This is a genomic window from Colwellia sp. BRX9-1 (assembly GCF_014077195.1).
GTDB lineage: Bacteria > Pseudomonadota > Gammaproteobacteria > Enterobacterales > Alteromonadaceae > Colwellia_A.
The window spans coordinates 212,514-235,625 of sequence record NZ_JACGVM010000004.1 but is presented as its reverse complement, the minus strand read 5'-3'; the positions used below and the strand labels follow the sequence as shown (position 1 = coordinate 235,625).

Here is a 23,112-nt window from a genome sequence, read left to right as displayed (position 1 = left end):
TAAAAATAATAATAAAAGTAAGGGTCGTTAGTGATATCTATTAATAAAAAGTTGTGGTCGTTTAACTTCGGCTGCCTAATTGCAGGCACGTTTTTTTGGTTAGTCAGTTTTGGAGTCTCTGCTCCTATCTCTGAAGTATTTCATTCTTATCCCCATTTTATACTTAATTATCATGCCGGAGTTGTAACCGCTTTCACCGCATTCTTATTAACGGGCGCTATTATTTTTATTATGCGCAGCTTGTTCAATGTCTGTGCAAGTGAACATACATTTTGGCTAATGTTACCAAGTTTAGGTTTTATTATTTTAGCGATACTCTTTAGTCAGTCAATATTAATAACCATGCTCTACGCCGCATTCCCAGCATTAATTGTTATCTTAACCAGTGCAATAAAGAGACGGATACCTAAATATAAAACGTTAGCGTAAAGTCCTCAGTTAAGTCTTAGTAGCTGATGTTTATTAATGATTGCTCATGTGATGATTTATTTTATTGGTTAACTAATCCTTTAAAAATTATCAAGCTTGCTCTGCAGAGGCAGTAAACTAGGCTTTACTGTCTCTATTGTTAATGCGCTTACAAAGCGCATTGACCAAAATATTACTGCGCCGCTGCGTTGACATCTTGATATTAAAAAAATACGGGCAAGTCGACAAACAAAACTATTAATGATGCCAGTAGTAAATTCATTACACTAATCTCTGATAATTACTTGCATGAACTGTCACCTATTCAAAATTTGTATTTGTTATTCGTATTAAAATAATTAATGTTAAATCAGTATTTATGCGTTATCACCGACTGCATAAAGAGCCGCTGCTACCTCTGGTGTATCTTTTTATATTCATTGTGAAGCTATTGAAAATTTAAAAAACTATATCAATAAGGCGGATATTATTTCTTGTGCTACGCTAAATACACAAGCATTATCTTTTGGTTAATGATTACAAAAAGATCAACATTTAGATATGGTTGGAGCCTATAGACCCAAGATGAGAGAAATGGATAATCTGTGCTTAGTGTGCGCATATTTTTTGTCGACAACATGGAAAGTGCCTTACATTAAACTGGCTATTTAGCTATGCTGTTAAAAGCGAAGGCTATACTTGCTGACCGTATTAATACTGATTTATTTTCGATGTCTGATAAACCTTATTTTGTAGAACATAAGGCAGTAGATATTACTATTTAAAAGGTGCTAGTACAGGCACTAGAATATATAACCGCAGCAATATTTGTCGCTAGATATGTTAATACATCTAAGTCAAACCTTGCTCGTTAGAGGCGTTTTTTTTATGCTGATTGACAGGTTTATGTCGTTATTTTTATTGACATTAAACAAGATCAATATTTAAATGATGTTATAAAAACTTTTTTAAGTAATACAGATAGTCGTATCTATTTTACTGCTTTTATTGATGGTGTGATAAATGGAAAAATCTGGATCCTTTAATAGTAAGTTAAGCCGTAGAGTACTTATTTACATATTGCTATGTAGTTCGGTATTGTCTATCAGCTCAACTTTTCTGCAATTGTATGTTAACTACAATGAAAGTCTAACGACGTTAGATCAAAGATTTAGCAATGTTGAAACAAGTTATCTTCAATCTATATCCACTAGCTTGTGGGATTTTAACGAGCCGTTAGTACAACAACAAATTCAAGGTATTGTAAAATTACCTGATATTAGTCATGTGAAAATTGTCACAGGTTTTGGTAAAACTTATCAGTTTGGTGACGAAAATATCTCAGCCGATAAAGTCGTTGAGTACCCGATATTTTATAGCGAAAATGATATTGGTGTGCTTATTGTTACCGCGAGCTATAAAGATATTTATCAACGATTGTGGCAGCAAGCAGGATTTATTTTAACTGCCGAAGTGATCAAGATTTTTATTGTGGCGTTTTTTATTATATTCATCGTTCATTGGCTTATTACTCGTCATATTTATCATATTACTTATTACTCGCAACAAGTTGCGGCTGATAAAATAGATACGCCCTTGGTATTAAGCTCTCGTCCAAAAGCTAAAGACGAACTTGATGAGCTTGCCGAAACGATTAATAACATGCGTACCACTTTAAAAAACGATATCTTAAAGTTAGAAGATGCAGAAAATGCGTTAATTAACCTTAACGGTGAACTTGAAGTAAAAGTGTATGACCGAACGGCTAAATTGGCCTCGAGCAACAACCAATTACAACAATCTTTAGATGACTTAACATTAGCAAAAGATCAACTAGTACAATCAGAGAAAATGGCCTCTTTAGGGCAATTGGTTGCAGGGGTTGCACACGAAGTTAATACGCCATTGGGTATCTGTGTTACATCAATAACGGCATTAAAAGAGAAAGTCTTGGAGTTAAGCCATTCGGTAGAGACTGAAAATCTGACCAAATCACATTTAACTAAAACCTTGAGTCTGTTGATTGAATATCAGAATATTATTGAAAGGAGTTTAAACAAAGCGGTTGAATTAATCAGAGGTTTTAAATCAGTTGCTGTTGAGCAACATACCGACCCAGAGTTGAAAATTAATTTATCCAGACACGTTAATGATGTTGTTAACACGGTAAAAACTCTCTTTAAACGTAAAAAATATGTCATTAATATCGACGTTGATGAAAAACTTAATTTGCTCACTTATCCAAGTGCATGGAATCAAATTCTGACAAATTTTTTAACCAATTCGCACATTCATGGTTTTGACGAAAGAGAAAGTGGTGAAATCTCAATAAAGTTTGTTGAGGATAATGGCTTTTTAACACTGACCTATAGTGATAATGGCAAAGGATTAGATAGCAGTGTTGTTAATCGTATCTTCGACCCTTTTGTTACAACCAAACGTGGTCAAGGTGGTTCAGGTCTAGGAATGAATATTGTTTATAATTTAGTGGACGCAAAATTAAAAGGCACTATAAAATGCTTAGATACAAAAGTAGGCTGTAGTTTTGAGGTCAGGGTACCGATAAAAGATAAACAAGGTGAACTTGAAGCATAAACCTTATTTTTCTGTTAAAAAAAAAGCCCTTGAGGCTTTTTTTTTATTAATAGCCTGAAATGATTTTTAGGCTATTATGATTAAAGTCGTTGTTTGAGTTTAGTCTATTTTAGATAACTGCTTTAAGGGGATGTCACGAGCGTTACCCATATCATCAACAAATAAAGCGGAAATTAACTGCTGCAATTTATCATTAAAAATAATGGCCAATTCAAAATATCCATTTTTAGTGGTTGTTGTAGCTGCGTTAAGTTCTTTTAAGTTATTGTCTGGCTTTAACAAGGGTTTTTCTTTAGCGCCACCTTCATCTACCACTTTAGGAAAAGCAAACATATAAGTAATCGTCTTTAGCTCTTTGTTCATTTGTGCGTTATTTGATTCTGCTGAAGCAGTCGAAAGGGTACAGCACAATCCAATGATGCTGAATATGGCACTTAACGCTACCGTTCTAATTTGTGATTTCATGTTGCGATCCTCGTCTTATAAATTCACATAGCATTGACTACAAAATTTCTGTATTGAAAACAATCTTACTTGTACTATTCTATCTAATTGAAATTGTAACTATATTGTTTACACCCTAACTATAAATTGTTAAGAAATATATAGCCAACGATATAAGTTCAATGGTTAAAAATTTGAGTTTAATGGCTTTTTAGTCTTACTTAACCCAGGTAAATCATCATTAAAAGTGTATTAGTTAGTTAGATAGACAGGCAATTGTGGAGGAAAGTTTCATTGAGCTTAAATAAAAAAAGAAATATTAAGATTAATATTTCTTTTTTAGAGGGCGTATTAGATGAGACTAACTGAGTTGCTTCACTTTTAGTCGGTAACTATGTAATAAAGGTTCGGTATAACCATTAACTTGTGTTGTGCCTAAAAATACTAAATCACAAGCCGCTTTAAAAGCGATACTCTTTTCAAAGTTACTTGCCATTGGTTGATAGTTAACATCATTTTTATTTTGGCTATCAACAGTTTTAGCCATCTTTTTCAAACTGGCTAACACTTGTTGTTCACTACAAACCTCATGCTTCATCCAATTGGCCATATGTTGACTGGAGATACGTAAAGTTGCTCTGTCTTCCATTAAACCGACATTATTAATATCAGGCACTTTTGAACAACCGACACCTTGATCAATCCATCGTACAACGTAGCCTAAAATACCCTGAGCGTTATTATCGAGTTCATCAGAGATCTCCTGCTCACTCCAGTTGGTGTCTTTTGCGAGTGGTATCGTTAAGATATCATCTAAGTTAGCCGGAGTACGTAGCATTAACTTTTTCTGAAGCGCGAAAACATTCTCTCTATGATAATGCAAGGCGTGCAGGGTTGCTGCTGTAGGAGAAGGTACCCAAGCTGTATTTGCCCCTGCTTGTACGTGATTAATTTTAGTAGCTAACATATTCAACATTTGATCAGGAATGGGCCACATGCCCTTACCAATTTGTGCTCTGCCACTAAAGCCACAGGCTAAGCCTACATCAACGTTATTATCTTCATAAGCGCTTATCCAAGGTGTTAACTTGATATCTGCTTTTTTAGCCATAATACCAGCCGCCATTGATGTATGAATTTCATCACCGGTGCGGTCTAAGAAGCCAGTGTTAATAAAGACCACACGAGACTTAGCTTGAGCGATACAAGCCTTTAAATTAACACTTGTACGACGCTCTTCATCCATTATACCCATTTTTATGGTGTTTCTTGTTAACGCTAAAGCATCTTCGACTTGTTCAAATAATGTATTAGCAAAAGCGACCTCTTCTGGACCATGCATTTTTGGCTTAACAATATAAATTGATTTTTCTGCACTATTACAAAATGACTTGGCATCGGCAGTTTGTTGTAAATTAAGGCTAGCGATTAGTGAGGTTACCATGGCATCAATAATACCTTCTGGCACTTCAGAGCCATCAGCTAATAAGATGGCATTGTTCGTCATTAAATGCCCAACATTACGGACAAACATTAAACTACGGCCTTTTAGCGTTAAGTTCGCGCCATCAGTTTGATGATACTGTCTGTCAACCGCCATAGTGCGCTGAATAGTTTTACCATTTTTGACTAAGTCAGTGGTTAAGTTACCTTGCATTAATCCCAACCAGTTTTTATAAGCGACCACTTTATCATCAGCATCAACGGCTGCGACAGAGTCTTCACAATCCATAATGGTGGTTAAAGCCGACTCAAGGGTAATGTCAGAAATACCTGCTTTATCGCTTTTTGCGATAACACTACTTTTATTAAAGTTAATTTCAAAGTGTAAACCATTATGTTCAAACAATAGCGCGGTTGGTGCATCTACTGTGCCTTGATAACCTTTAAAAGCATCGCCATTTGCAAGTTTAACGGTTTCGCCACTTTCAAGTGTAACCGTTAAAAGAGCATCAGATACGTTGTAGTGTTTCGCTTGGACGTGACTACCAGCAGTTAATGGAATACTTTGATCTAAAAATTGTCGGGCAAATTCAATAACCTTTTGACCACGAATGGCATTATAGCCACCAGCGTTTTCAGCCCCATTTTCTGAAGAAATAACGTCGCTACCATAAAGGGCATCATACAAGCTTCCCCAACGAGCATTAACGGCGTTAATGGCAAACCTAGCGTTCATTATTGGTACCACGAGTTGCGGACCCGCCATTGTTGCTAATTCAGCATCTACATTTTTGGTTGTTATGGCAAAGTCATCAACCTCAGGTACCAAGTAATTGATATCTTTTAGAAATTTTTTGTATGATGAAAAATCAAAGTTATCGGCAAAGTTATTCTGATGCCAGCCATCTATTTTTGTTTGTAAATCATCACGTGTTGCTAACAAGGCTTTATTAATAGGTGTTAATTTTTCAATGATTGTTGAGAAGTTTTGCCAAAAATCTGTTGGTGAAATTAGGCTATGAGGAAGTACATCCTGTTCAATAAATTGATGTAAACATTGCGCTACTTGGATATTTTGGATCTTTATGTACGGGGTCATCATGTTTCCTCTTGTGCAATCATTTACGCAACTTCTATTTGAATATTTAACTATGGCGTAAATATTTTTATCATAAATGTATTTAACCCTCTTTCTAAAAGAGCATTAAACATAATTAATAACAGTATCTAAGTGCAATGTAGGAGGTATTATTTTTTCATGCAAGAGCTGAAAAAAGTTTCCTAAAGAAATTAGTTGTTATTTTTGTATTTTGATAAGTGATTTTTATTATATCTAAATGATAATTATAGACTATTTGGTTTTTGATTTTATTAAAATCGGTCCAATAACTAATTATTGTTATTAATAATAGCTACCATAAATATTGTGAATGTAAGTTGTTTGATTTGTTTTTTTTGTGAATGTAACTTTTGATAAAGCGCGTTAATCATTTTTCATCAAAAATATTATGGTGAAGCTGTTGCCGAGTATTCATAGTGAGCACTCTATATAGTAAAATCGTTGTGGGCCGTTAGCGTAAAAAAAGTACCAAAGTATTAATAATCATTGGACTAAAGATGGCAGTGATAACCGCTGAAATAATCAAAGCCAAAGAACTGTAGGCGGCATGCTCATAACTCACTTTGCTAATTGTTGCGGTTCCTAATGCATGGCTCGCCGCGCCAATAGCTAAGCCTTGTGCTTTAGGTGAGGTGACCTTAATTAAAGATAGCCAAGGAGGACCTAATAAAGCGCCAAACAATCCGGCTAAAATTATCGCAAACGCAGTGATGGAATTACTGCCATTGAGTTGTTCCGTTAATGCTATGCCAATCGGTGTTGTTACTGATTTCAAAGAAAGCGAAACGGCAATATCGTATTGATTAATGGTCAATAAAGTGATGATAAAACTTATCGATATGGCGATAAATACCCCAACCAATAGCAGTACCATTATATGTCGCCATTGTTTTTTAATCGTTTGAAGATGCTGGTATAACGGGAAACCCAAAGCCACAACAGCAGGCTCTAAGAGTTTATTTAATGAGGCGGTGGCTTGGTAATATTGTTCAAAAGGAATGTTAAATATTAGCAAAAATGGGATCAGCGTTAGGATCGACAACAGCATTGGATTTAACCAGGCTTTTTTTAATTTTTGTTGTAACTTGGCATAAGCATGATAAACCGCAAGTGTAAGCAGTATAAAAAATAAGGCAGCGCTTATCATTGATAAAAGGGGGTGGCTTATCACTTGTTTTGCTCGCTAGTTGCGGTTAATTGCTGTCGATTAAGTTGTCGCTGATAAACAAGTCCAACAAAGGTGAGTAATAAAAAGGTCGTAAAAAAGATGATGGCAATTAAGGTTAAGCCATGCGCTTTAATTAATTCGAAGTGATTAATGATGCCAACACCCGCAGGGACAAAACAAACCGCCATATTAGCCAACGCCCACTCAATACAAGGTTGAATACGCTTGGCATTAAGTATCTTAAAATGCAGTAGCATGGTGAACATCATCATGCCATATAAACTCGCAGGTAAGATCGGCAGGAAAGTCTCAATCACTTTTCCTGCTAACAAACAAATGCCTACCGAGAATATACTGTAGATTATATGACTAAACATGGCGTAATATTACCCTTGTGCTGCCGCTTCAATAACCAGTTGTCTAAACCAAATATGGCTAGCATCATGATGTAATAACGGGCTCCAAATCATTTTTAATTCTATATCAGGAATGTCAAAAGGGGGATCAACAATGGTATATTTGTTATCATCTTTGTGTAATAAAGCCGCTTTTGTCGGTAAAGTGGCGATTAAGCCATCTTCATGAGCGAGTTGCATGGCAACATGATAATTACGGGTAAATACCTTTATATCTCTTTGCTTGCCTAAACGTGCTAACGCTTCATCTACCCAACCCAATTTTTGTACGTCTTTGGGATCCATACCCACCCCAACCCCAAAGCCAGTTTTTGACACCCAAACATGCTTTGATGACAGATAAGTATCTAAATTGAATTCAGCTACATAAGGGCTATTAGCACTTAACAAACATGAGAATGAATCACGCCAGATGGTTTTCTGATGAAATGACTGTGGTAATTCATCAAAGCGGTTAATCGCCATATCAATTTTGCCAGCTTCAACATCGTGAAAAGTTACGTCACTTGGCGTCATAATATCAATGGTCACATTCGGCGCAATTTCATTTATTTTTCTTAATAAACTTGGCAGTAACGTTGAAGCCGCGTAATCACTTGCCATAATGCGGAAAACACGTTGGCTGTGCTTTTCATTAAACTCTTCTTCACCCTGCAACGCTTCTTCAAGTTCTAATAAGATTTTTCTGATCACCGGTGCTAAAGCGCGCGAGCGTTCGGTTGGTACCATGCCATCAGATGTTCTTACTAATATCGGATCATTAAATAAGTTTCTTAGTCTTTTTAAACCGTTACTCATTGCCGGTTGGGTAATATTAAGCTGGCTTGCTGAACGAGTAACATTTTTTTCTCTTAATAAAACATCAAGGTAAATAAGGAGATTTAAATCGATTTTAGCAATATTCATAGTTTTTATGACCAACAGAAATAATATAACTAATGTATATGTCATGTGCAGAAAAATAAATCAAGAAGTTTTCATTGTCTAATAAAAATATTAATCAGCTTTTAAAGCGGTAATACTGAGGTTTATGCTTATTACCTATTGAAAAATAAGTACAATTATTATTTGTGAGTTTGGTATTTATCTTGTGAATGGTAGTGATTGATATTATATATTTTAAGAATACTCTCAGGATGTTCTAGACTTTGTCTTGTTCGGTGTGTTTGCTTTAATTTTTACTTTTTATTTTAAGTGTTGAAGCGAACAAGACCTTTTAAAAATATTATCAGACTCTTGGAGAGTACTATGTCTAATTATCAAAATGCAATAGAAGCGGTTAAAGCGATTAAAGCAAATGCAGGTACCTCTTGGGATACTATTAATCCTGAGTCAATAGCTCGTATGAGAGCACAGAATAAATTCAAAACTGGTTTAGATATCGCTCAGTATACTGCCGACATCATGCGTCGCGATATGGATGCTTACGATGCTGATAGCTCTAAGTATACTCAGTCTTTAGGTTGCTGGCACGGTTTTGTTGGCCAACAAAAAATGATTTCTATTAAGAAACATTTTGGTGGCAAAACAGACCGTCGTTACTTATACCTTTCAGGTTGGATGGTTGCAGCACTTCGTTCAGAATTAGGTCCTCTTCCTGACCAATCAATGCACGAGAAAACATCTGTCGCTGCTTTAGTTAAAGAACTTTATACTTTTCTTCGTCAAGCCGATGCACGTGAACTCGGTGGTCTTTTTCGCGACCTAGACGCAGCAAGTGCCGCTGATAAAGCCGCTATTCAAGATAAAATTGATAACCATGTTACTCACGTTGTACCAATTATTGCTGACATCGATGCTGGTTTTGGTAATGCAGAAGCAACTTACCTTATGGCTAAGCAAATGATTGAAGCAGGCGCTTGTGCTCTTCAAATCGAAAACCAGGTTGCCGATGAAAAGCAATGTGGCCATCAAGATGGTAAAGTAACGGTTCCTCATGCAGATTTTCATTCAAAAATTCGTGCTTTACGTCATGCATTCCTTGAACTAGGTATCGACAACGGTATCATCGTTTCACGCACTGACTCTGAAGGTGCTGGCCTGACTAAAGAAATCGCGGTTGTTAAAACGCCAGGCGATCAAGGTGATATCTATAACTCTTTCTTAGATGTTGAAGAGATTGACGTAGCTGACATGGCTGAAGGCGATGTATGCTTTAACCGTGACGGTAAACTTGTTCGTCCTAAACGTTTACCTTCTGGTTTATACCAATTCCGTCAAGGTACTGGTGAAGAGCGTTGTGTTTTTGACAGCATAGAAGCAATTAAAGCGGGTGCTGATTTGTTATGGATAGAAACAGCGACACCTAACGTTGCCGATATCACAGCCATGATGGATGAAGTTCGTAAAGAAATTCCAAATGCTAAACTTGTTTACAACAACAGCCCATCGTTCAACTGGACATTAAACTTCCGCCAGCAAGCGTTTGACGCTATGGTTGCTGCGGGTGAAGATGTATCTAACTATGTACGTGCTGATTTAATGAATGTTGATTACGATACGACTGAGTTAGCTGCATCAGCAGATGACAAAATCCGTAGCTTCCAAGCTGAGACTTCACGTAAAGCTGGTATCTTCCATCACTTAATCACGCTTCCTACTTACCATACAACAGCATTGTCTGTAGATAACCTAGCTAAAGAATACTTTGGCGACGCGGCGATGCTTGGTTATGTTGAAGGTGTACAACGTAAAGAAATTCGTCAAGGTATTGCCTGTGTTAAACATCAAAACATGTCAGGCTCTGACATGGGTGATGATCACAAAGAATACTTTGCTGGTGAGAACGCGCTTAAAGCAGGTGGCGAGAACAACACCTCTAACCAGTTCTAATCACGATTAAAAACAGTTTTCTCTAGAAGTAAAAACCGAATAGCATTAAATGTTATTCGGTTTTTTTATGTACAGGATGTACGGTATGTCGTGGTGCCATGGATGGCAATGAACGACGAATGTATACGACTGCATGGATGCATGGATGCAGGAGGTAGAGCGAAGCATGGATGCCCGAGCCGAGGATGTACGGTATGTCGTGGTGCCATGGATGGCAATGAACGACGAATGGTCAGCATTCGTCTTGCGCACTTATCGTCATGCTGAATTTATTTCAGTATCTGTTCTTGAAGTTGCAGTAAAATATCCTAAAACCGTCATGGTAGAAATTACCGATCCTTGCTTAAAATAATACTGCTAAATGTCACTTATAAACAATCATTTAAAAATAAATGCAGCTTTATTAAAATAAACTGTAATAAAAAGTCTAAGGCTGAGACTATATGTTCGATATTTTAAAAGGAATAAAATAATGAAAATAAAATGGCAAAGCCTTTTAGCATTAAGTTTACTGAGTTTTAGCTCACTACTTTTAGCTGAAGACAATAATACACAAAATAATAATAAAGAAGTTTTAAGCTTGGAAAACTGCCACCTAAAGGGCATTAAGTCGCAAGTTCAGTGTGGCACATTACAAGTACCAGAAAATTATAGTTTACCTGAAGGTGAAAAAATAAGCGTTAATTTTGCGGTGTTGCCGGCTATTGATAGTAGTCAAAATAAAACGCCTTTAATGTTTTTAGCGGGTGGGCCAGGTCAAGCATCCGTTGAACTAGCTGCGCATATATTTAGTACTTTTGGTGAAATTAAAAAGTCGCATGACATTATTTTAGTGGATCAACGGGGTACGGGGAAATCACATCCTTTATCGTGTGATGAAAATGAAGTAAGAAACGCTTATGAAATTATTCCTGAAGACTTTTCTCCACAAGAAATCAAAGACTGTATCGCACAATTCAAAGGCGACTTAAGTCAATATAATTCAGAAAATGCTATTCGTGATTTTGATGCAGTACGCGTTGCACTCGGCCATGAAAAAATTAATATTTATGGTGGTTCTTACGGCACACGTGCGGCTTTGGTTTATATGCGCCTTTTTCCTGATGCACTTAACAGTGTCGTACTAGACAGTGTTGGTCCCATTGAAGTGCCTATTGGTACTTTTGGTCAAAGTTCCGCGCGTTCATTTAATTTATTACTCGAAAACTGCCAGCAAGATGAAAGTTGTAACAGCGCTTACCCTTCATTAAAAGATGACTTTACAGCGGTTATTGCTCGATTAGAACAAGCGCCGGTAAATCTTAAAATAGCGCATCCCCGTTTAGGTACAAAGACTGACTTCGTGTTAAGTCGTAGCAAGTTTATTAGTAATTTACGCATGCAATTATACTCTATGCAAACCCGTACTTTAGTGCCCTTGGTTATACATCAGGCTTTTTTAGGTAACTATCAACCTATGATTGGTTTAATTGCCATGTCAGAAGGGGGAATGGGTATGTATGTGGGCTTAACGTTAAATATTGTCTGTAATGAAGACTTTCCTAAAATTACTACTGAAATGTTTGCTGGCGATGCCAACAATACTTTTGGTGGCAACGACAGCCATAGTGCTTGGCTACAAGCCTGTCCGTTATGGCCTAAGTATGCGGTTAGCGATGATTTCTATCAAAGTGTAACGGCTAATATCCCAACACTTATTTTATCAGGAAATTTAGACCCAGTAACACCGCCGAGTAACGGTGATGAATCTGCCAAAACCTTACCTAATAATCACCACATTGTTTCTAAAAACAGTGCACATATTGTTGCTTCAACGCCTTGCGGTATTGAAATTGTTAATGAATTTCTAACAACACTCGATCCGAATGATTTAGATGAATCGTGTTTAGCTGAGTTAAAAAGTGAAACATTTATGACGCATTTAAACGGCAACCTATAAGGATATAATTATTATGATTGAAGTTAACAATTTACATAAAAGCTTTATCGATAAAAAAAATACGGTAAAAGCCCTAGATGGTTTGTCGTTTACCGCGAAAAATGGTGAGATCACTGGTATTTTAGGTCCAAATGGTGCGGGTAAAACGACTTGTTTACGTACTCTCTATGGTTTGCTAAAAGCTGATGAAGGTTCGGTATTAGTCGATGGTATTAATGTTTTAGAAGACCCTTTAGCGGTTAGGCAACGATTAGGAATCTTCCCCGATAAATTTGGTTTGTACGAGCGTTTAACTGCCTATGAACAAGTGGACTATTTTGCCAGCCTTCATGGTATGCAAGGAGCGAAGAAAAAAGCGGCAATAGCGCAAATATTTAAAGATTTAGAAATGGAAGAATTAGCGCATCGTAAAACGGTTGGCTTCTCGCAAGGGCAACGGATGAAAGTCACTTTAGCTCAGGCTTTAGTGCATCAGCCGAAAAACTTTGTTCTTGATGAACCGACTCGCGGACTCGATGTAATGAGCACACGAGTTTTGCGCAATCACTTAGCCAAATTTAAAGAGAAAGGTCATTGTATTTTATTTTCATCACATGTCATGCAAGAAGTTGCAGCCTTATGTGATCGGGTCATTATTGTTTCTAATGGCAAATTAGCCGCACAAGGCACGCCACAAGAGTTATGTGATTTAGCGGGTGAAAAATTATTAGAAGATGCCTTTGTTAAATTAATTGGCTCAGATGAAGGAGTTGCCGCATGATCCAGTTTAAAGCATTATTAATTAAAGAATTAAGAGAAGCCTTTCGTGATAAACGTGCCTTGATGGTCGCGTTAAGTATGGGCTTATTCGCACCAATAATGATTATGGTAATATCGAAAACCATGATCAAAGAAATCGTTGATAACCCCCCTATTTATGTGCAATTTACCGGCGCTGAATTTGCACCCAAATTGATTGAGAAGTTTGCCGTCAATAATATTTTACAATTTGCCGATGTACCTGAAGAAGAAAAGTACGCATGGCAAGAACGTAATATTGAAGTAGATATACCAAAAGATTTTGCTGAAAAAATGTTAGCGGGTCAGGCTATAGACGTTGTTTTACGTGCAGATTTTGGTAAAAAAGCCTCTAGTGCACCGATCCGAAGAGTCAAAGAAGTGGTACGAGAATACTCACTTGCTATCGGTTATAAGCGTTTACTGGTCAGGGGAGTTGATATTAATTTATTACAACCTATTGTTCTGCAAGAACAAGATACAGCACTTCCAACCAGCAATGCAGTGATGGTCTCGATGTTTTTAGGTATCTATTTATTGATGGGCGCTTTTGTTTCAGGGCTATCAATTGCCATTGACTCGAGTGCGGGTGAGCGGGAACGTAATGTTTTAGAGATGCTACTATGTCAGCCGGTCAGTACCCTTAAAATAGTGTTGGCAAAAATGACTTGTGCCAGTTCTATTTCAGTATTGTCTATTGTTATCATGTTGGTATTGACCACCGTTTCTGTTGGCTTTATTGATCTCACTAAAATAGGGGCAACCTTTAGTTTAAATGCCTTTAGTATTGCGGCCTTATTACTACTACTTATTCCACTATGTTTTTTTGCAACGGCTTTACAATTATTCTTTTCGTTTCAAGCGAAAAGTTTTAAAGAAGCACAGTCAACCGTCTCTATGCTAATTATGCTTCCTGCTATGGTACCGTTTGCCATTATGATGATTGATGATAAGCCTGAATGGGTGAATTGGTTACCTATTTCAGGACAATCAATGTTGATGGAAGATGTTTTTAAGGGCTTACCTGTCGATTGGACTGTGCTTGCAAGTACCACCGCAATTACGGTGGGGATGACCGTGGCATTAGTGCTGGCACTCGCACAAAAATTAAAATCAGAAAAAGTGGTGATGTCATTAAGTTAATCTTTATGACAATACGCTGAGTTGGTATTAAGATGAATAACTCGATAGAATTAACATTACAGCAACAAGACCGCTTTCAAACGGCGTATCAACATATATTGAGTTATTCTTTGAAACGTACTGCAAATTATCAGCAAACATTCACCCAATGGATGACAGAGTATGAAAAATTACTCCGTCATATCATTACCGGATTTGAAGCAAAACCGTCAATTCAAGATGAGCTTTTTCAAGAAATAGCCCTCAATCTTTGGCGGGCACTACCTAGCTTTAGAAATGACTGTACGGTAAAAACTTTTGTCGCTCGTATTGCTCATAATGTTTTAGCTACGCATGTTGCCAAAGCAGTAAAAAGTGTCAAGGTAGAGCAAAGTATTGATGATATTTGCCAAGAGACAGAGCAAGATAAAATTCAACCTACACCCCATCAGAGCTTAGAAAAACAACGTAGACAACAACGTTTAGCTCAATCTATTAGGCAACTTAAACTTGAACAACAGCAAGTGATCACCTTAGCGCTCGAAGGCATGAGTTATCAAGAAATTGCCGATATTTTAGTGATATCCGTTAATCTTGTTGGTGTGCGTTTACAACGCGCAAAAATCGCTTTGAGTAAGTTAATGGAGGCGGTATGAACGAAGAAGATTCCCTGTTACATAAAAAAAGTAAAGTGATTTTATCTACTCAAAGTCAAGCTGAGGCGATACTTGATGTTGCAACTTTACCCAAGAATAAAGCGACTAAACCACTCGATAGTTCGGTAATTGATGAACAATGGGCGCAGATGAGCCAAGACTGGCAAAGCCAACCTATTATTAAAACCGATATTAACCGTTTACTTAAACGAACAAAGCAAAGAACTGTGTGGGCTAAATCTTTATTAGTCATAGATATTATGGCTACGTTGGCTATGTTGTTTGTTGCTAGCTATATGTGGCTCAGTGGCTCGAAAGATCAAGCAACCATTATTTACTTAGGTGGTGGTGGCATTCTTTCCATTATTTTTGTAATATTTGCCATTAAAGCTCGTTTATCGGCATGGAAAATAACTTGTGGCAGTCCTGATAAAGCAATTGAACATGCCATTCTCGGTTGTCAGTCGTCTATTAGCTACATCAAGTTAATAAAGTTCTCTTGTCTCATTATTGGGCCCTTTGCCAATTGGTATGTTTTTGCTGTCACCGAGCAATTAGAAAAATCGCCCATTGTTGGTCTAGCTATTTTGAATATATTTCTGGTGAGTATTTGGCTTGTCAGTCAGTCTTTTTATATAAAAAGGCAAGAAGAGTTAAAACAACTAAATGATATTTTAATAAAATAAATATTGGTTATTTCTTAATAAGATAGATTATATTTTGTTTTTCTGCTTTATTTCTGTTTTAAATTTCTTGTTATTGCTTTTTTTCTTCGTTATATTCTATTTACTGTTAACGTTGATCAAAGCTGTAAAAGTTTTTATCGATAATAACAGCAACACTCTTGGCATATTAGATTACTAAATGAGCTAAAGCTTGTACCTTTATCCGTGTACAACTGAGCTGATTTCAGGCAATATACGCCGCATAAATTTTGCTATCCATTAGACAATTGTCTGTAACAGCTAAGGCTGAATAATTGAGGAAAAACCATGTTTACACGTGATATGAATATTGCTGATTTTGACCCGGAACTTTATCAAGCGATGAGCAATGAGAAAGTTCGCCAAGAAGAGCACATCGAACTTATTGCTTCAGAAAATTACTGTAGCCCGCGTGTTCTTGAAGCACAAGGTTCTCAATTAACTAATAAATATGCTGAAGGTTACCCAGGCAAACGTTACTACGGTGGTTGTGAATTCGTAGATATCGCTGAGCAATTAGCCATAGACCGTGCAAAAGAATTATTTGGCGCAACTTACGCGAACGTGCAACCTCATGCTGGTTCTCAAGCTAATGCTGCAGTTTTTCAAGCGCTTGTTACTCCAGGTGGTAAAGTGTTAGGAATGAGTTTAGCTCACGGTGGTCATTTAACGCATGGTTCTCATGTTAGTTTTTCTGGCAAGTCTTACGAAGCATTTCAATACGGTCTTCACCCAGAAACAGGTGACATAGATTACGAAGAAATGGAACGTTTAGCACAAGAACATAAACCAGAAATGATCATTGGTGGTTTTTCTGCTTTCTCTGGTGTTGTTGATTGGGCACGTATGCGTAAAATCGCAGACGGTGTTGGCGCATACTTTTTCGTTGATATGGCTCATGTTGCTGGTTTAATTGCCGCCGGTTTATATCCAAACCCAGTGCCACATGCGCATGTTGTTACTACAACTACTCATAAAACATTAGCCGGTCCTCGTGGCGGTTTAATTATTTCGGGTTGTGATGATGAAGCTATCTATAAAAAATTAAACTCTGCTGTTTTCCCAGGTGGCCAAGGTGGCCCATTAATGCACATTATTGCAGCTAAAGCGGTTGCATTTAAAGAAGCATTAGAACCTGAGTTTAAAGTTTATCAACAGAATGTTTTAGACAATGCTAAAGCTATGGTTGCTGTTCTTCAGGAACGCGGTTACAAAGTTGTTTCTAACGGCACTGAAAACCACTTGTTGTTACTTGACTTAATTGATAAAGATATTACAGGTAAAGATGCTGATGCTGCATTAGGCCGTGCCCATATTACGGTAAATAAAAACTCAGTACCTAACGACCCACGTTCTCCGTTTGTAACTTCTGGTTTACGTTTAGGTACTCCGGCTATTACGCGTCGTGGTTTTGGTGTTGTTGAAACTCAAGCATTAACGGGTTGGATTTGTGATATTTTAGACGATATCAACAATGAACAGACGGTTACTGATGTTAAAGCCAGTGTTAAAGAACTTTGTTCACGCTTCCCTGTATACGCGTAAATTAAGCTAACGACTTTAGTGTCTTAAGCGATATAGCTGTGGCGCTTAAAGTCTAATGGGAAAAGCTATAAATAAGTTAATGTAACAATAGCTTAATTAGACTAAAATGGCCGCATTAGCGGCCATTATTGTTTCTGTCAATTAAACAGAGCTATGTGTCGAAAGTACCGAGTCCATTAAGATAAAAATATACTTATTGGGATTGGTATAACCTTTTTTGGAGCTTTCCATGTATTGTCCTTTTTGTAGAGCCTTAGATACCAAAGTCATTGACTCTCGCTTGGTCTCTGACGGTCATCAAGTTCGCCGTCGCCGCGAATGTCTAGCCTGTCATGAGCGCTACACTACCTTTGAAACTGCTGAGTTAGTTATGCCACGTATTATTAAAAATGATGGTTCACGTGAGCCTTTCAATGAAGATAAAATGCGTAATGGTTTAGTGCGAGCACTCGAAAAACGTCCGGTGAGTGTCGAGCAAGTCGAACTATCGATTAATAAAGTCAAATCAAAACTACGTGCCACTGGTGAGCGAGAAGTATCGAGTGAGTTGCTTGGTAATATCATCATGGAACAATTAAAAGAATTAGATAAAGTCGCTTATGTGCGTTTTGCCTCGGTTTATCGCTCTTTTGAAGATATTCGCGAATTTAGTGAAGAAATTGCGCGCTTAGGTAATGAAAAATAGATGAAAGAATTTTCAGCCGAAGATTACCGTTTTATGCAACGGGCTATAATGCTTGCCAAACAAGGACATTTTACCACCTCGCCTAATCCGCGCGTTGGTTGTGTTTTGGTAAAAGATGGTGAAATTGTCGGAGAAGGTTTTCATCAAAAAGCGGGTGAAGGTCATGCTGAAGTTAACGCGTTAGCAATGGCGGGTAAAAATGCGCAAGGTGCAACCGCTTATGTAACACTTGAGCCTTGTAGTCATTATGGGTTAACGCCGCCCTGTGCTAAAGGACTTATTCTTGCCGGTATTAAACATGTCATAGCGGCGATGGTTGATCCAAATCCTAAAGTTGCTGGTAATGGTTTGAAAATGTTAGCACAAGCGGAAATATCTTCGCAACACGGTTTGTTAAGACAAGCGGCTGAAGATTTAAATGTTGGTTTTATCAAACAAATGACCACAGGTTTGCCCTACGTCCGTTGTAAATTAGCGGCGAGTTTAGATGGAAAAACCGCGATGAAAAATGGTGAAAGTAAATGGATTACTTCCCCTCAAGCTCGACAAGATGTCCAGCGTTTACGTGCACAAAGTTGTGCGATTATCAGTGGTGCTGACAGTATATTAACCGATAATGCAAAAATGACGGTACGTTGGTCTGAGCTAGGAGAATTAAAAGCTAGTTATCAAAAGGAAGACGTTAGGCAACCGATAAGAGTGATTATAGATACAAAAAATCGCTTAACGCCTAACTTAGCTTTATTTAATGAGCACAGCCCAATAATTTTAATTCGTCGTACCATTGAAAACATTCATCAATGGCCTCATTTTGTAAGGCAGGTGGTTTTACCTGTAGTCAATACATTAGCTAATGAACAACAGATTGACTTACATGCATTACTTCAATATTTAGCTAAGCTAAATTTAAATGATGTACTCATTGAGTCAGGTGCTCGATTAGCGGGTGCTTTTATTGAAAAAAATTTAGTCGATGAATTGATTTTATATCAAGCCCCTAAATTGATGGGTGCAGACAGTAAAAGCTTAGTGAATATGACAAGCATTGAAAGCTTGAGCCAAGCAAAAGAACTAAATATAATTGATTTACGTATGATCGGCAAAGATATCCGTATTATTGCTAAACTTTTACCGTAAAATTTTAGTATGGTGTTGAGTTTTACTTGACCTAAAAATGACTTAAAGAGTGATTATGTTCACAGGAATAATTGAAGCAGTTGGTAGCATTCAAGCGATAAACATTACTGGACAGGGTGCAAGAATTGTTATTTCCACCGGTTTATTAGATATGAGTGATGTTAAATTAGGTGATTCAATAGCGACCAATGGCATTTGTTTAACCGTTGTCGCTTTTGACTCATCAACTTATAGTGCCGATGTTTCTAATGAAACCTTACAGCGTACTGGCTTTGTTGATTATCAAACAGGGCAGGCTGTTAATTTAGAAAAAGCCATGTTACCCACCACTCGTTTTGGCGGACATATGGTGTCTGGCCATGTCGACGCTGTGGTTGCAATAACCTCGATTGAACATAATGGTAATAGCCTAGAATACTGGCTTGAAATGCCAAGTGATTTAGCGCCATACATTGCCGAAAAAGGCTCTATCACAATTGACGGCACGAGCTTAACAGTTAACAGTGTCACCGATGATAAATTTCGTCTAACGATCGTTCCTCACACTAACGCGCAAACCATTATTGCTCAATATAAAGCGGGCACTAAAGTCAATTTAGAAGTTGACTTAATCGCCCGTTATATCGAAAGGCTATTAACAAAAAAAGCCGCTAGCACGGCCGAGCACCATAGTTCTGGTGTGACTCATGAACTATTAGCACGTAACGGTTTTATGAAGTAAACAAACAAGGTGGCGTCTGTATATCAAGCGCACTATTGTATTCCTCAAAATTATGAAAAAAAATTAAATAAAAGAGATGATCATGAATTTAAATACCCCACAAGAAATTATTGACGATATTGCTCAAGGTAAAATGGTCATTTTGATGGACGATGAAGACAGAGAAAATGAAGGTGACTTCATTATGGCTGCTGAAAAAGTAACCCCCGAAGCCATTAATTTTATGGCGACTCACGGTCGTGGTTTAATTTGTATGCCGATGACGGTTGAAAAATGCCAGCAGCTCAAGTTACCTTTGATGGTTGAAAAAAATGACGCTCAATTTAGCACTAATTTTACGGTGTCAATTGAGGCCGCTCAAGGAGTAACTACCGGGATTTCTGCTGGCGATCGTGCAACGACTGTATTAGCTGCTGTTGCCAAAGATGCTAATCATTTAAGTATTGTTCAGCCGGGGCATATTTTTCCATTAATAGCCAAAGATGGAGGTGTATTAAATCGCGCAGGCCATACGGAAGCTGGAACCGATTTAGCGCGTTTAGCGGGTTTAGAGCCTGCCGCCGTTATTGTTGAAATACTCAATGAAGACGGTACTATGGCGCGCCGCCCAGACTTAGAAATTATTGCTGAAAAGCATGATTTAAAGATGGGCACCATTGCCGACTTAATTGAATATAGAAATGCTAATGAGACCACTATTGAACGTGTCTCTCAATGTAAGTTACCAACAGCCTTTGGAGAATTCGATTTAACAGTATTTAAAGACACCATTGATGGACAGGCGCACTTTGCCCTAACTAAAGGTGAGATTAAAGCTGACGAACCAACACTAGTTCGTGTTCATCTAGAAAATACCTTTAGAGATTTATTATTTAGCCAACGTGAGAGTGTTGCTCAATGGCCAATGGCTAATGCTTTAGAAAAAATTGCCAAAGAAGGCGGTGTTTTAGTACTTTTAGGTAAGCATGAATCTACTGCGGAGTTAATTTCTCAAGTTGAAAAGTATGCAAAAATTGATGCGGGTGAAGTTGTTAATGAAATAAAGCGTCATGTTGGCTCTCGTAACGTTGGCGTAGGCTCACAAATCCTTTCTAACTTAGGTGTTAGTAAGATGCGCTTGTTAAGTTCACAAACTAAGTATCATTCGTTATCAGGATTTGGTCTTGAAGTTGTTGAATATATAGCGGAATAATTAACGTTAGTCCGAGTTTGTTCATCTATAGAAATATTTTTATAGATGAACATTTAAGCTTGTGATTGCGTTAAAATTGATAGCGATAACTCACTGATATTTCTCTGCCTTTTCCTGGTACTTCACCGTTAAATACTCTTGGGTCGAAGACAACATAATCTTTATCCAGTAAATTTTGCGCAATGAATGAAAGTTGCTGTTTTTTATCAAGCTCATAAGTGACTTTACCTGAAATTAAAAAATACTGTTTTTGTATAAAACGGACATCATTAATTGGAGGTAGTGTTACTTCATCTCGCCAAATACCATTAACATTGAATTTCCATTGTCCTGACTTATAGCTTAAATTGGCGCTACCAAAGTGTTTAAAACTCTCGTTAATGGGGTCATCAAAGAGATGGGTGTAATTGACTGAAAAACGTAATTTTGGCGTTAATTCAACACTGGCACTGCTTTCTAAACCACTAATTTCCATATCAACATGGTTAACAAAAGTAAATTGTGCGTCGCCATCGTCAGGAACCTTATTTATAAAGTCTCGTAAATCATTATGAAAAAAGACCAGTTCACTGGAAAAATCATTATGTTGATATATCCAAACGAGCTCTGTTGTTTTGACAAACTCTGAGGATAAATTAGGGTTGCCGTTAGTCACACTGTCATTTGAATAAAGTTCGTTGTTTACCGGAGTACGAAATGACTCACCATATTGCAGTTTTAAGCTATGGTTTTTATTGGCTTGCCAAACGGCTGCGGCACGCGGTGACAGTTTATGATCAATATCTATCACATTGTCATACCTAGCCCCTAAAAATAAACTAATATTATTGGCGACTTGCCACTTGAGTTGACTGTAAATTCCATGCATTGCTTGGGCTTGGTTTAACGCTTTTGTTTCAGGCATCACAGCGATAGCGACAATTTTGTCGAGATAATTTTCATCACTAACGATAATCCGCTCTTGCTGATAATCATAGTAAGTGACGGCGTTACCCGATTGAAATTGATTAGCGCGGCGATATTCAACCCCAGAATTGAGATGAATACGTGGATTAACTATCCAACTGTGATCTAGGTTTACATCGCTTGATTGAGTGCGCCAAAAGGGCCCCACCAAAAAATCATTTTCGATAAGGCCAGACTCTTCTGCTAAGGCCATCCCAGCAGACTTGATTTCAAAGAGGCTATAAGACGCCTTAATCTCTAGCTGATGCTTGTCATTGTGCCATATCTTACTTTTACCCGATATTGAAAAGCTTTCACTGGTGTGGATATTATCGACAGAATAGCCACCAAGATTAATAAATTCATCGAGTTCATTTTCGCTGTAGCGGATGTTAAGTTTATTATTTTTATAGTGTGCACCGAGTTCTAAATAGGTATTACTATAGGGGTCTTTAACTTGGCGATTCAATGGTGAGGTATATTGATGGCCATTAGACTTCTCAATCGAAATATTACTGTGTAAACGTAAGTTTTTAGAGAGCGACTTTTGCCAGCTAGAGGAAAGTTGCTTATAACCTTTTTCACCTATACTTACTTTAAGCTGCTTAACTGATTGTTGAGTAATTATATTTAACACACCTAAAAAAGCATTGCTGCCATAAAGCGCTGAGCCAGGACCTCGAATAACTTCAATACGTTCAATAATATCAATGGGAATATGGGGGGTATAAACGGAAGCTTTACCAAAGGAAACTTCATTAAGTCGTTCGCCATTGAGCATAACAAGAATATAACCATTGTCTAAATAAACGCCACGTGCATGTTCTTTCGGGACTGCTCCCACCCAATCACCACGAGTCATTTGAAAGCCAGGAACAAAATTCATCACATCATAGGCATTTTTCACCCCTAATGATTCAATATCAGTGCGTTCAAAGACCGTGATTGTTGAAGGTACTGTTAGAACAGTTTCTTCAGTTTTTGTCGCTAAACTAATACGTACTTGCATTAGTTCTTTTATGCTGAGATCAAAGATGTCTTTTTCAACGACAGCAGCAAAACTACTATTAAGGGTAACAATGAAAAGACAGCTAATAATCCAAACGAAAATTTTCATATAAATTAAAAAATTAATAGTTTTGTCATTAAATTAGTTGGTTCTCCCGTGCAATGCAAGCGAAAAGCGACATCACTTCAGCCACCGGCTAACTTTAGAAGTGAAAGTCGAGATTAAAGGCTAAATTTAGCTGTATTTTCAAAGTA

At 37.4% G+C, this 23,112-nt stretch carries 20 protein-coding genes; 14 read left to right on the top strand and 6 right to left on the bottom strand.

Features of this window, described 5'->3' with window-relative positions; translation table 11 throughout:
- The first annotated feature begins 30 nt into the window (after positions 1-30).
- The gene (locus H4J76_RS06575; RefSeq protein ID WP_182222783.1) at positions 31-429 is read left to right on the top strand and encodes a hypothetical protein; all 399 of its coding nucleotides are present in this window, start codon (positions 31-33) and stop codon (positions 427-429) included.
- 1,002 nt (positions 430-1,431) lie between these two features.
- Positions 1,432-3,003 carry an ATP-binding protein gene (locus tag H4J76_RS06570; protein WP_182216689.1) on the top strand — a complete coding sequence of 524 codons (1,572 nt, stop codon included), beginning with the start codon at positions 1,432-1,434 and terminating at the stop codon, positions 3,001-3,003.
- A 99-nt stretch (positions 3,004-3,102) separates the two neighbouring features.
- Here the strand turns inward: H4J76_RS06570 and H4J76_RS06565 are convergent, their stop codons facing one another.
- The 5 genes from H4J76_RS06565 to H4J76_RS06545 form a co-directional block, all read right to left on the bottom strand.
- On the bottom strand, positions 3,103-3,468 hold the full coding sequence (locus tag H4J76_RS06565) for a hypothetical protein (protein WP_182216691.1): 366 nt from the start codon (positions 3,466-3,468) through the stop codon (positions 3,103-3,105).
- 340 nt (positions 3,469-3,808) lie between these two features.
- Positions 3,809-5,989 carry a malate synthase G gene (locus tag H4J76_RS06560; protein WP_182216692.1) on the bottom strand — a complete coding sequence of 727 codons (2,181 nt, stop codon included), beginning with the start codon at positions 5,987-5,989 and terminating at the stop codon, positions 3,809-3,811.
- A 472-nt stretch (positions 5,990-6,461) separates the two neighbouring features.
- Positions 6,462-7,181 (bottom strand): LrgB family protein, encoded by a 720-nt coding sequence (locus H4J76_RS06555; protein WP_310733510.1) that lies wholly within the window; start codon positions 7,179-7,181, stop codon positions 6,462-6,464.
- Positions 7,178-7,555 (bottom strand): CidA/LrgA family protein, encoded by a 378-nt coding sequence (locus H4J76_RS06550; RefSeq protein ID WP_182216694.1) that lies wholly within the window; start codon positions 7,553-7,555, stop codon positions 7,178-7,180. Before H4J76_RS06550 ends, H4J76_RS06555 begins: the two co-directional genes overlap by 4 nt.
- A 9-nt stretch (positions 7,556-7,564) precedes the next feature.
- Positions 7,565-8,500 carry a LysR family transcriptional regulator gene (locus H4J76_RS06545; protein ID WP_146795953.1) on the bottom strand — a complete coding sequence of 312 codons (936 nt, stop codon included), beginning with the start codon at positions 8,498-8,500 and terminating at the stop codon, positions 7,565-7,567.
- 342 nt (positions 8,501-8,842) lie between these two features.
- Here H4J76_RS06545 and H4J76_RS06540 point away from each other — a divergent pair, with 342 nt between their 5' ends.
- The 12 genes from H4J76_RS06540 (at position 8,843) to ribBA (ending at position 20,904) form a co-directional block, all read left to right on the top strand.
- Positions 8,843-10,426, top strand: a complete 1,584-nt coding sequence (locus H4J76_RS06540) for an isocitrate lyase (protein WP_182202968.1) — start codon at positions 8,843-8,845, stop codon at positions 10,424-10,426.
- Positions 10,427-10,571: 145 nt separating this feature from the next.
- Positions 10,572-10,778, top strand: coding sequence for a hypothetical protein (locus H4J76_RS06535; protein ID WP_182230290.1), 207 nt, complete (start codon positions 10,572-10,574; stop codon positions 10,776-10,778).
- A gap of 120 nt (positions 10,779-10,898) precedes the next feature.
- Positions 10,899-12,365, top strand: coding sequence for an alpha/beta fold hydrolase (locus tag H4J76_RS06530; protein WP_182216696.1), 1,467 nt, complete (start codon positions 10,899-10,901; stop codon positions 12,363-12,365).
- A gap of 13 nt (positions 12,366-12,378) precedes the next feature.
- The gene (locus tag H4J76_RS06525) at positions 12,379-13,125 is read left to right on the top strand and encodes an ATP-binding cassette domain-containing protein (protein WP_182216697.1); all 747 of its coding nucleotides are present in this window, start codon (positions 12,379-12,381) and stop codon (positions 13,123-13,125) included.
- A complete protein-coding gene (locus tag H4J76_RS06520) occupies positions 13,122-14,285 on the top strand; it encodes an ABC transporter permease (protein ID WP_070375855.1) in 1,164 nt (387 codons plus the stop codon). Before H4J76_RS06525 ends, H4J76_RS06520 begins: the two co-directional genes overlap by 4 nt.
- Positions 14,286-14,317: 32 nt before the next feature.
- The gene (locus H4J76_RS06515) at positions 14,318-14,920 is read left to right on the top strand and encodes an RNA polymerase sigma factor (protein WP_070375856.1); all 603 of its coding nucleotides are present in this window, start codon (positions 14,318-14,320) and stop codon (positions 14,918-14,920) included.
- Positions 14,917-15,606 (top strand): hypothetical protein, encoded by a 690-nt coding sequence (locus H4J76_RS06510; RefSeq protein WP_182230289.1) that lies wholly within the window; start codon positions 14,917-14,919, stop codon positions 15,604-15,606. The genes H4J76_RS06515 and H4J76_RS06510 overlap by 4 nt, the downstream gene beginning before the upstream one ends.
- A 306-nt stretch (positions 15,607-15,912) precedes the next feature.
- The gene (glyA, locus tag H4J76_RS06505) at positions 15,913-17,169 is read left to right on the top strand and encodes a serine hydroxymethyltransferase (protein WP_070375858.1); all 1,257 of its coding nucleotides are present in this window, start codon (positions 15,913-15,915) and stop codon (positions 17,167-17,169) included.
- A 229-nt stretch (positions 17,170-17,398) separates the two neighbouring features.
- A complete protein-coding gene (gene nrdR, locus H4J76_RS06500; RefSeq protein WP_070375859.1) occupies positions 17,399-17,854 on the top strand; it encodes a transcriptional regulator NrdR in 456 nt (151 codons plus the stop codon).
- On the top strand, positions 17,855-18,991 hold the full coding sequence (ribD, locus tag H4J76_RS06495) for a bifunctional diaminohydroxyphosphoribosylaminopyrimidine deaminase/5-amino-6-(5-phosphoribosylamino)uracil reductase RibD (RefSeq protein ID WP_182216701.1): 1,137 nt from the start codon (positions 17,855-17,857) through the stop codon (positions 18,989-18,991).
- 55 nt (positions 18,992-19,046) lie between these two features.
- On the top strand, positions 19,047-19,712 hold the full coding sequence (locus tag H4J76_RS06490; RefSeq protein WP_182216703.1) for a riboflavin synthase: 666 nt from the start codon (positions 19,047-19,049) through the stop codon (positions 19,710-19,712).
- A gap of 82 nt (positions 19,713-19,794) precedes the next feature.
- A complete protein-coding gene (ribBA, locus tag H4J76_RS06485) occupies positions 19,795-20,904 on the top strand; it encodes a bifunctional 3,4-dihydroxy-2-butanone-4-phosphate synthase/GTP cyclohydrolase II (protein WP_070375862.1) in 1,110 nt (369 codons plus the stop codon).
- A 70-nt stretch (positions 20,905-20,974) separates the two neighbouring features.
- Here ribBA and H4J76_RS06480 read toward each other — a convergent pair whose 3' ends face one another.
- On the bottom strand, positions 20,975-22,966 hold the full coding sequence (locus H4J76_RS06480) for a TonB-dependent siderophore receptor (protein ID WP_182230288.1): 1,992 nt from the start codon (positions 22,964-22,966) through the stop codon (positions 20,975-20,977).
- Positions 22,967-23,112: the final 146 nt, after the last annotated feature.

Excerpts from the sequence above, each read along its gene's own strand:
- H4J76_RS06515 (WP_070375856.1), top strand. The coding sequence starts at position 14,318 with ATGAATAACTCGATAGAATTAACATTACAGCAACAAGACCGCTTTCAA.
- H4J76_RS06560 (WP_182216692.1), bottom strand. The coding sequence starts at position 5,989 with ATGACCCCGTACATAAAGATCCAAAATATCCAAGTAGCGCAATGTTTA.
- H4J76_RS06540 (WP_182202968.1), top strand. The coding sequence starts at position 8,843 with ATGTCTAATTATCAAAATGCAATAGAAGCGGTTAAAGCGATTAAAGCA.
- H4J76_RS06525 (WP_182216697.1), top strand. The coding sequence starts at position 12,379 with ATGATTGAAGTTAACAATTTACATAAAAGCTTTATCGATAAAAAAAAT.
- H4J76_RS06480 (WP_182230288.1), bottom strand. The coding sequence starts at position 22,966 with ATGAAAATTTTCGTTTGGATTATTAGCTGTCTTTTCATTGTTACCCTT.
- H4J76_RS06490 (WP_182216703.1), top strand. The coding sequence starts at position 19,047 with ATGTTCACAGGAATAATTGAAGCAGTTGGTAGCATTCAAGCGATAAAC.
- H4J76_RS06570 (WP_182216689.1), top strand. The coding sequence starts at position 1,432 with ATGGAAAAATCTGGATCCTTTAATAGTAAGTTAAGCCGTAGAGTACTT.
- ribD (WP_182216701.1), top strand. The coding sequence starts at position 17,855 with ATGAAAGAATTTTCAGCCGAAGATTACCGTTTTATGCAACGGGCTATA.
- H4J76_RS06545 (WP_146795953.1), bottom strand. The coding sequence starts at position 8,500 with ATGAATATTGCTAAAATCGATTTAAATCTCCTTATTTACCTTGATGTT.
- H4J76_RS06565 (WP_182216691.1), bottom strand. The coding sequence starts at position 3,468 with ATGAAATCACAAATTAGAACGGTAGCGTTAAGTGCCATATTCAGCATC.
- H4J76_RS06550 (WP_182216694.1), bottom strand. The coding sequence starts at position 7,555 with ATGTTTAGTCATATAATCTACAGTATATTCTCGGTAGGCATTTGTTTG.
- H4J76_RS06535 (WP_182230290.1), top strand. The coding sequence starts at position 10,572 with ATGCAGGAGGTAGAGCGAAGCATGGATGCCCGAGCCGAGGATGTACGG.
- ribBA (WP_070375862.1), top strand. The coding sequence starts at position 19,795 with ATGAATTTAAATACCCCACAAGAAATTATTGACGATATTGCTCAAGGT.
- H4J76_RS06510 (WP_182230289.1), top strand. The coding sequence starts at position 14,917 with ATGAACGAAGAAGATTCCCTGTTACATAAAAAAAGTAAAGTGATTTTA.
- H4J76_RS06520 (WP_070375855.1), top strand. The coding sequence starts at position 13,122 with ATGATCCAGTTTAAAGCATTATTAATTAAAGAATTAAGAGAAGCCTTT.
- H4J76_RS06530 (WP_182216696.1), top strand. The coding sequence starts at position 10,899 with ATGAAAATAAAATGGCAAAGCCTTTTAGCATTAAGTTTACTGAGTTTT.
- glyA (WP_070375858.1), top strand. The coding sequence starts at position 15,913 with ATGTTTACACGTGATATGAATATTGCTGATTTTGACCCGGAACTTTAT.
- nrdR (WP_070375859.1), top strand. The coding sequence starts at position 17,399 with ATGTATTGTCCTTTTTGTAGAGCCTTAGATACCAAAGTCATTGACTCT.